The 5,782-nt window shown below is 49.3% G+C and carries 3 protein-coding genes and 4 pseudogenes; 4 read left to right on the top strand and 3 right to left on the bottom strand.

All coding sequences use genetic code 11. The annotated features are described in order from the left end of the window. Positions 1-71: 71 nt before the first annotated feature. The 3 genes and pseudogenes from J8X26_RS20085 to J8X26_RS20075 form a co-directional block, all read right to left on the bottom strand. Positions 72-560 (bottom strand): annotated as a pseudogene (locus J8X26_RS20085) (IS6 family transposase); the annotation flags it as partial. 18 nt (positions 561-578) lie between these two features. Next, positions 579-907: pseudogene (locus J8X26_RS20080) on the bottom strand (IS1-like element transposase); the annotation flags it as partial. Positions 908-1,081: 174 nt separating this feature from the next. Further along, entirely contained in the window at positions 1,082-2,005 is a 924-nt protein-coding gene (locus J8X26_RS20075) for a LysR family transcriptional regulator (protein WP_244370728.1), read from the bottom strand. Positions 2,006-2,130: 125 nt separating this feature from the next. Between J8X26_RS20075 and J8X26_RS20070 the strand changes: the two genes are divergently transcribed. The 4 genes and pseudogenes from J8X26_RS20070 to J8X26_RS20055 form a co-directional block, all read left to right on the top strand. Further along, positions 2,131-2,826, top strand: a complete 696-nt coding sequence (locus J8X26_RS20070) for an RraA family protein (protein WP_208951756.1) — start codon at positions 2,131-2,133, stop codon at positions 2,824-2,826. 43 nt (positions 2,827-2,869) lie between these two features. Then, positions 2,870-4,195: a CitMHS family transporter gene (locus J8X26_RS20065; RefSeq protein WP_208951755.1), complete on the top strand. Its 1,326-nt coding sequence runs from the start codon at positions 2,870-2,872 to the stop codon at positions 4,193-4,195. 118 nt (positions 4,196-4,313) lie between these two features. Then, positions 4,314-5,004: pseudogene (locus tag J8X26_RS20060) on the top strand (IS1 family transposase). A gap of 392 nt (positions 5,005-5,396) precedes the next feature. Then, a pseudogene (locus J8X26_RS20055) lies at positions 5,397-5,710 on the top strand (DDE-type integrase/transposase/recombinase); the annotation flags it as partial. Between the last annotated feature and the right edge of the window lie 72 nt (positions 5,711-5,782).

Raw genomic sequence — 5,782 nt, 5'->3', positions numbered from 1 at the left:
CGCTTTCTCAGACAGAAAGAAATAAAAGTGACGGACGTGACAAAATTTTGGACGGTTCCCGCTTACACCCCCAGATACTTGCTTTGCCTGACAGTGATGTTTTCCTTATCAGGTTTGTCGGCATTGAGTGTGGCTAGAGCCGCAGTATTGGCACCGCTTTTATCGTTCAGTTTCGCCGGGGTGACGGATGTCTTTGCGGAAGAAACACAGGGCAGCTGCGGCATCACGTCGGGCGGTCAACAAAAAGTCGATGGTCTGACCTGCAGTGTCAACCGCCCGATACAGGTATTTCCACTGTCTTCTGACTTTGATGTAGGTTTCATCCATTCTCCAGCGGCACCCCACGGGGCGCTTATGCCGGAGAAATGCTTTATCCAGTAACGGCACCAGACGGATGACCCAGCGAAGAAGCGTGGAATGGTCAACGACAATGCCGCGCTCAGCCATCATTCCTCGATATTACGCAGGCTCAGGGCATAAGTGAGATACCAGCGTACACACTGAGCAAGGATATCGACGGGATAATGCAGGCGATTAAAGGATTTTGGGATCAGAGATATGGGTTGGCAGTATTATTAAAAAAAAAACAGCATGTTACCTGAAACCGGCTTAACATAACCCCACAGCTCTTCCATCTCCGCACAGACGATGATGTCACTGCCCGGCTGTATCCGGGAGGTTACTGACCGCGGCCTGAGTTTTTTAAATGGCGGAAAATGGTGTTGAGACCCACGCCCATAATGCGTGCGGTGGCACGGCATCCGACGCCATTCATGGCCATATCAACGATTTTCTGGTGTGTACCGGGCTGAGAAGCGGTGTAAGTGAACTGGAGTTGCCATGTTTTACGGCAGTGAGGGCAGAGACACCGCTGAGGTACTGAGGTACTTTTGCCATTACGAACCACGCCTTCAGTCGCGGAGCAGGAGGGACTTCAGACGGAAACGGATGCCACAGGAGCACCTCAAAAATACCATCATACACTAAATCAGTAAGTTGGTATCATTACCTTATTGATTTGATGCCTGAAAATATCTTAAATCATCCGCAGTATGAAGTCCGGTTATCCGGCGACCGGACCTCACTGTGGATCACTGTGACGGCGGGGCGTTATCCCCATTTTTTTCCCGAAAATTTGTGTCACTTCGACAACCTTTTGCGTTGCCGGCGTCAGGAATGCATCCTCAAGGTAAGTAATACCTACGCGTCGTTCCATGATGAGCTTATCATTATCGATGCGAATTAATCTTGAGCCGAATTCTTCTTCATTAAGACTGTTTTCCGACAAAAAACTCAGCAACCCGCTTTTCGCAATCAGGCCGGGCACGGCGGCCAGCGAGCTGATCTCAATTTTAACGTCAGGCACCGGGCAATTATTTTCATAAAACACCCGGTCCAGCCATTGCCGCATTGAGACTGTTTTGGCCGGTAAAATCCACCCGTAACGGCTGAGATCATGCAGGGACGCTGGCTTGCCGGCCAGAGGGTGGCTGCGTGATGCGGCCACCACAACCCGGTCTGCGGTTACCGGGAGCTGTACCAGCGCCCGCTCATAGTTAATCAGAGGACCGATCACAATATCCAGCACATGCCGCTCGAGCTGATGGTTGAGGACGTCGTTCATGCCGATCTGAATTTCAAGTTTCACATTGGGGACTTCCGATTGCAGCACTTTGCACATTTCGGGTAAGAGAAATTGTGTCGCAGAACCGGAAATCCCCATACGGACAATACCGCCGGTGCCACGGCTCAGCTCCTTTATCACCGTCGTGGTTTCGTTATACGCGCTTTGCAGCGATAAGCCCCGCTGGTAAAGCAATCTCCCCGCTTCAGTGAGTTCCAGCCCGCGTCCGGCTCGCTTAAACAGTTTTACCCCAAGCTCTTTTTCCAGCCGTGAAATAGATTTCGAGAGCGCAGGTTGCGTGATATTCAGGTTTTGTGATGCTAATCCCAGATTCATTATCTGTGCTGCTGCAACAAAGTAATCTAAGTCTCTGTTATTCATGATCTATATCTTAAATTCATAGGTTTAATAAAAAAATATATTAGAAGGCATAGGTCGAAGGGTCAATAATCTCCACGCAAAGATGAGGTTAATATCCCGGAATTTTTTCAAGATTGAGGATTGCTATGCGTAATGAACATGCCGACTGGCCAGCGGGCTTTTATATTGCACCACGGCTGAATGTGATTGATAAAAAAACCATTGAAGCCTTCAAAGTGGTGCCTGCTGCCGTTGCCGGAGACTGCATGGGGCGTAATACCGGCACCATGAATATGCACCGTTACCATGATGATGTAAGTATTACGATTTGTGGCCCGGCAATTACGGTGAAAGTGCGTCCGGGTGATAATTTAATGATTCACAAAGCCCTGGAAATGGCTCAACCCGGTGATGTCATTGTGATTGATGGCGGTGGCGATCTGACTCAGGCACTGATCGGTGGGTTGATCAGAACGACCGCAATCACTAAAAAAATTGCCGGATTCGTTGTCGATGGCGCTATCCGTGACCTCACGGAATGGGCAGACGGTCAGATCCCGGTATTTGCAAAAGGGCACACGCATCGCGGGCCTGACAAATCGGGGCCGGGCATGGTGAATGTCGCTATAACCTGCGCGGGAATGGTAGTGAACCCCGGCGATTTAGTGATTGCTGACAGTGACGGGGCGGTTGCTATATCGGCGTCACAGGCCGAAAATATCCTGACCAAAGCATTGGCGCATTTGTGTAAAGAGGCCAAAATCCGGGAAAGTAATGAAAATGGCACCAGTGATCCTGAGCGGTTTAATTCCATTTTACGTCAGGCGGGTTGTCCTGTTTGACGTTATTGATAAAAATATAAAGAATTAAAATAAGGAAAATCCAATGTACCTTGCTTTGGTTGGCTATGTGCTCATAGCCTGTCTGATGTTCTTTTTAATTAAAGGGAAAGCAACGCCTATTTCGCTGTTTATTTTCCTGTCAGTGGTCGCCGGTTTTTGTGCCGGTTACTCACCGTTAGAAATGAATGAATATATCATTAAAGGTGTCATGCAAACGGCACCCAATGCTGTTCTTTTTACATTTTCAATTATTTTCTTCAGTATTATGACTGATGCAGGCGTATTTCAGCCGCTGGTTAACTGGCTGATAAAACTGGCTGGAAATAACGTCACCGCTATTGTCATTGTCACGGGGTTTATTGCCACCGTAGCCCATCTGGATGGCTCCTCGGTGCCTTCGGTGCTCATTACCGTCGGCGCGATGTTACCTGTTTATAAAAAGATGGGGATCCGCCCCGTGGTGTTGCTGTGTATGCTCGCCGCCGGGATGGGGGTGACAAATATCACGCCGTGGGCTGGTCCGCTTGCGCGCGTGGCGGCGGTTTCAGGCCTGGACGTTAACGAGCTTTACCATCATCTGATCCCGACTCAGGTGGTGGGGCTGGTATGTATTATTTTTCTGGGAGCCTTCCTTGGCGTTCGCGAACAAAAGCGCATTCGCCTCGGTCTGGATATTCCCGAGAATGTTTCAGAACCGGAAAAGTATGTGCAGGGCGATGTGCATAATAATGCCACACCAGGTAATAAAGCGCTGTTCTACATGAATGTGCTGCTGGTCATCGGTGTGACCGTGTTGCTCCTGGTGACGAAAATTCAGGCCTACGTTATTTTCATGTGCGCCTTTTCAGTGGCGATGATCTTTAATCACCGTTCGCTGAAATTGCAGGAGGGCGTAATGAAAAAATATGCCTATTCTGCCTATATGATATCCGGCACTGTCATGGCCGCCGGGGCATTTGTCGGTATTCTGGGGGGCGGTGGTGAGCACTCAATCCTGACGGAAATGGCGGATGTGGTATTGCATGTCATGCCCGCAGCGCTGGGAACGCACCTGCATATCATCATGGGCGTATTAGGCGGATTAATCGGTTTTGTCATCGGCCCGGATGCCTTCTTCTACGGGATCTATCCGCTGGTCGCGAAAGTCGGCACAAGCTACGGGCTGACGTGGGAGCAAATGGGGCTGACGATGGTCGTGGGGAAAAATATCACGATGATGCTGAGCCCTGTATTTGCCACAACCTATCTGGCCATAGGTTTAACCGGCGTCGAGCTGAAAGATCATATCCGTTTCGCGTTCACACCGGTTGTGATTATTTCATTAATCATGGTCTTTTCATTAGTACTGACGAATACCGTTCCCTTCTGAAAAAAAATCTCAGCCTCCGGTTCTGACCGGGGGCGACCAGGAGAGTGCGCAATGCCTTTTCAGGTGATGCCTCCAATTAGTAGAATTCGATGTACAATATGGTTTTTTGAGGTTCCTCATGGCGAGCGTTAATGTCCACTGTCCCCGTTGTCAGTCTTCTCAGGTTTACTGCCATGGGCAAAGCCCGAAAGGTTCTGACCGGTTTCGCTGTCGTGATTGCCACCGGGTATTCCAGCTTACATATACCTACGAAGCCCGAAAGCCTGGAGTGAAAGAGCAGGTTATTGAGATGGCTTTCAATGGCTCTGGCGTTAGGGATACTGCCAGAGTGCTAAACATCGGCATCAACACCGTTATCAGGACTTTAAAAAACTCACGCCACGCAGGGTAACCTCGTCACCGGTCGCTCATGGCGATGTAGCCCTTATCTGTGAGCTCGATGAATAATGGGGCTTCGGGAGCAAGGCTCAGCAACACTGGCTATGGTATGCCTACAACACAAAGAATGGCGGTGTCCTGGCCTACACTTTAGGTCCCCGAACCGATGAAACCTGCCGAGAATTACTCGCACTACTTTCGTCGTTCAGTATTGGCATGATAACCAGCGACAACTGGGGAAGTTACGCGAGAGAAGTGCCAAAGGATAAGCATCTGACAGGAAAAATCTTCACTCAGCGCATTGAGCGTAACAACCTGACTTTACGCACCCGAATTAAAAGACTCACTCGCAAGACCACCTGTTTCTCACGCACTGTTGAGCTGCATGAAAAAGTCATTGGGCCTTCATCGAAAAGTATATGTTCTACTAATTGGAGTCATTACCGCGTTAGACATGGACCAATCTAATTGTAAAAATAAATAAAGTCCTCCCATCAGGTCGAATTCCAGCTAAACTGATGTTTGATCATAACAATGGCAGGAGGCATTTAGTATGCCAGACAAAGACGCACAGACTATCCTGATGCGAGCCGCACACGGAGTTCTATGTTCGGAGGACCATTATAAAGGGAGACCGGTAGACTCCGTTATTGACGTCGCGCTGGACGCCATTACTGATCTTGAGATGGAGATTAAAAGGCTAAATTATTTGCTACGGCAAAAGGATAAGAACCGCTGACCGCCCGTGTGGTGGTATTTTTGGCCTGTCGCGTTAAGGAGCCGTCAGGTAAAATGCTGTTTTTTTTTGTAATGTTGTCTGCCCATGTCCCTGATCCGAAAAGCCTTCAAACGGCTGCATTATCCCGTTGACGTTATTGACCAGTGTGTTCGCTGGAATCAGGCCTACTCACTTAGCCTGCGAAATCTCGAGGAGATGATGGCCGAGCGCGGCGTGGTGGTAACCATTCCACGCTTCACAGCTGGGTTATCCGCCTGGTGCCCTTGCTGGATAAGGCCTTCCTCCGGCATAAACGTCGCACGGGTCGCCGGTGACGAATGGATGAAACCTGCATCAAAGTCAGGGGGCAGTGGAAAAATCTGTACCGGGCAGTTGATACCTCCGGTCAGACCATTGACGGCTTTGTTGAATAAATCGGATTTAGATAAAAAGTCTCCCTGTCAGTAACTTCCTCAGGCAATTCGTACACT

Source organism: Rahnella sp. ChDrAdgB13 (assembly GCF_017655185.1).
GTDB lineage: Bacteria > Pseudomonadota > Gammaproteobacteria > Enterobacterales > Enterobacteriaceae > Rahnella > Rahnella contaminans.
This window is presented reverse-complemented; position numbering and strand designations above follow the sequence as displayed.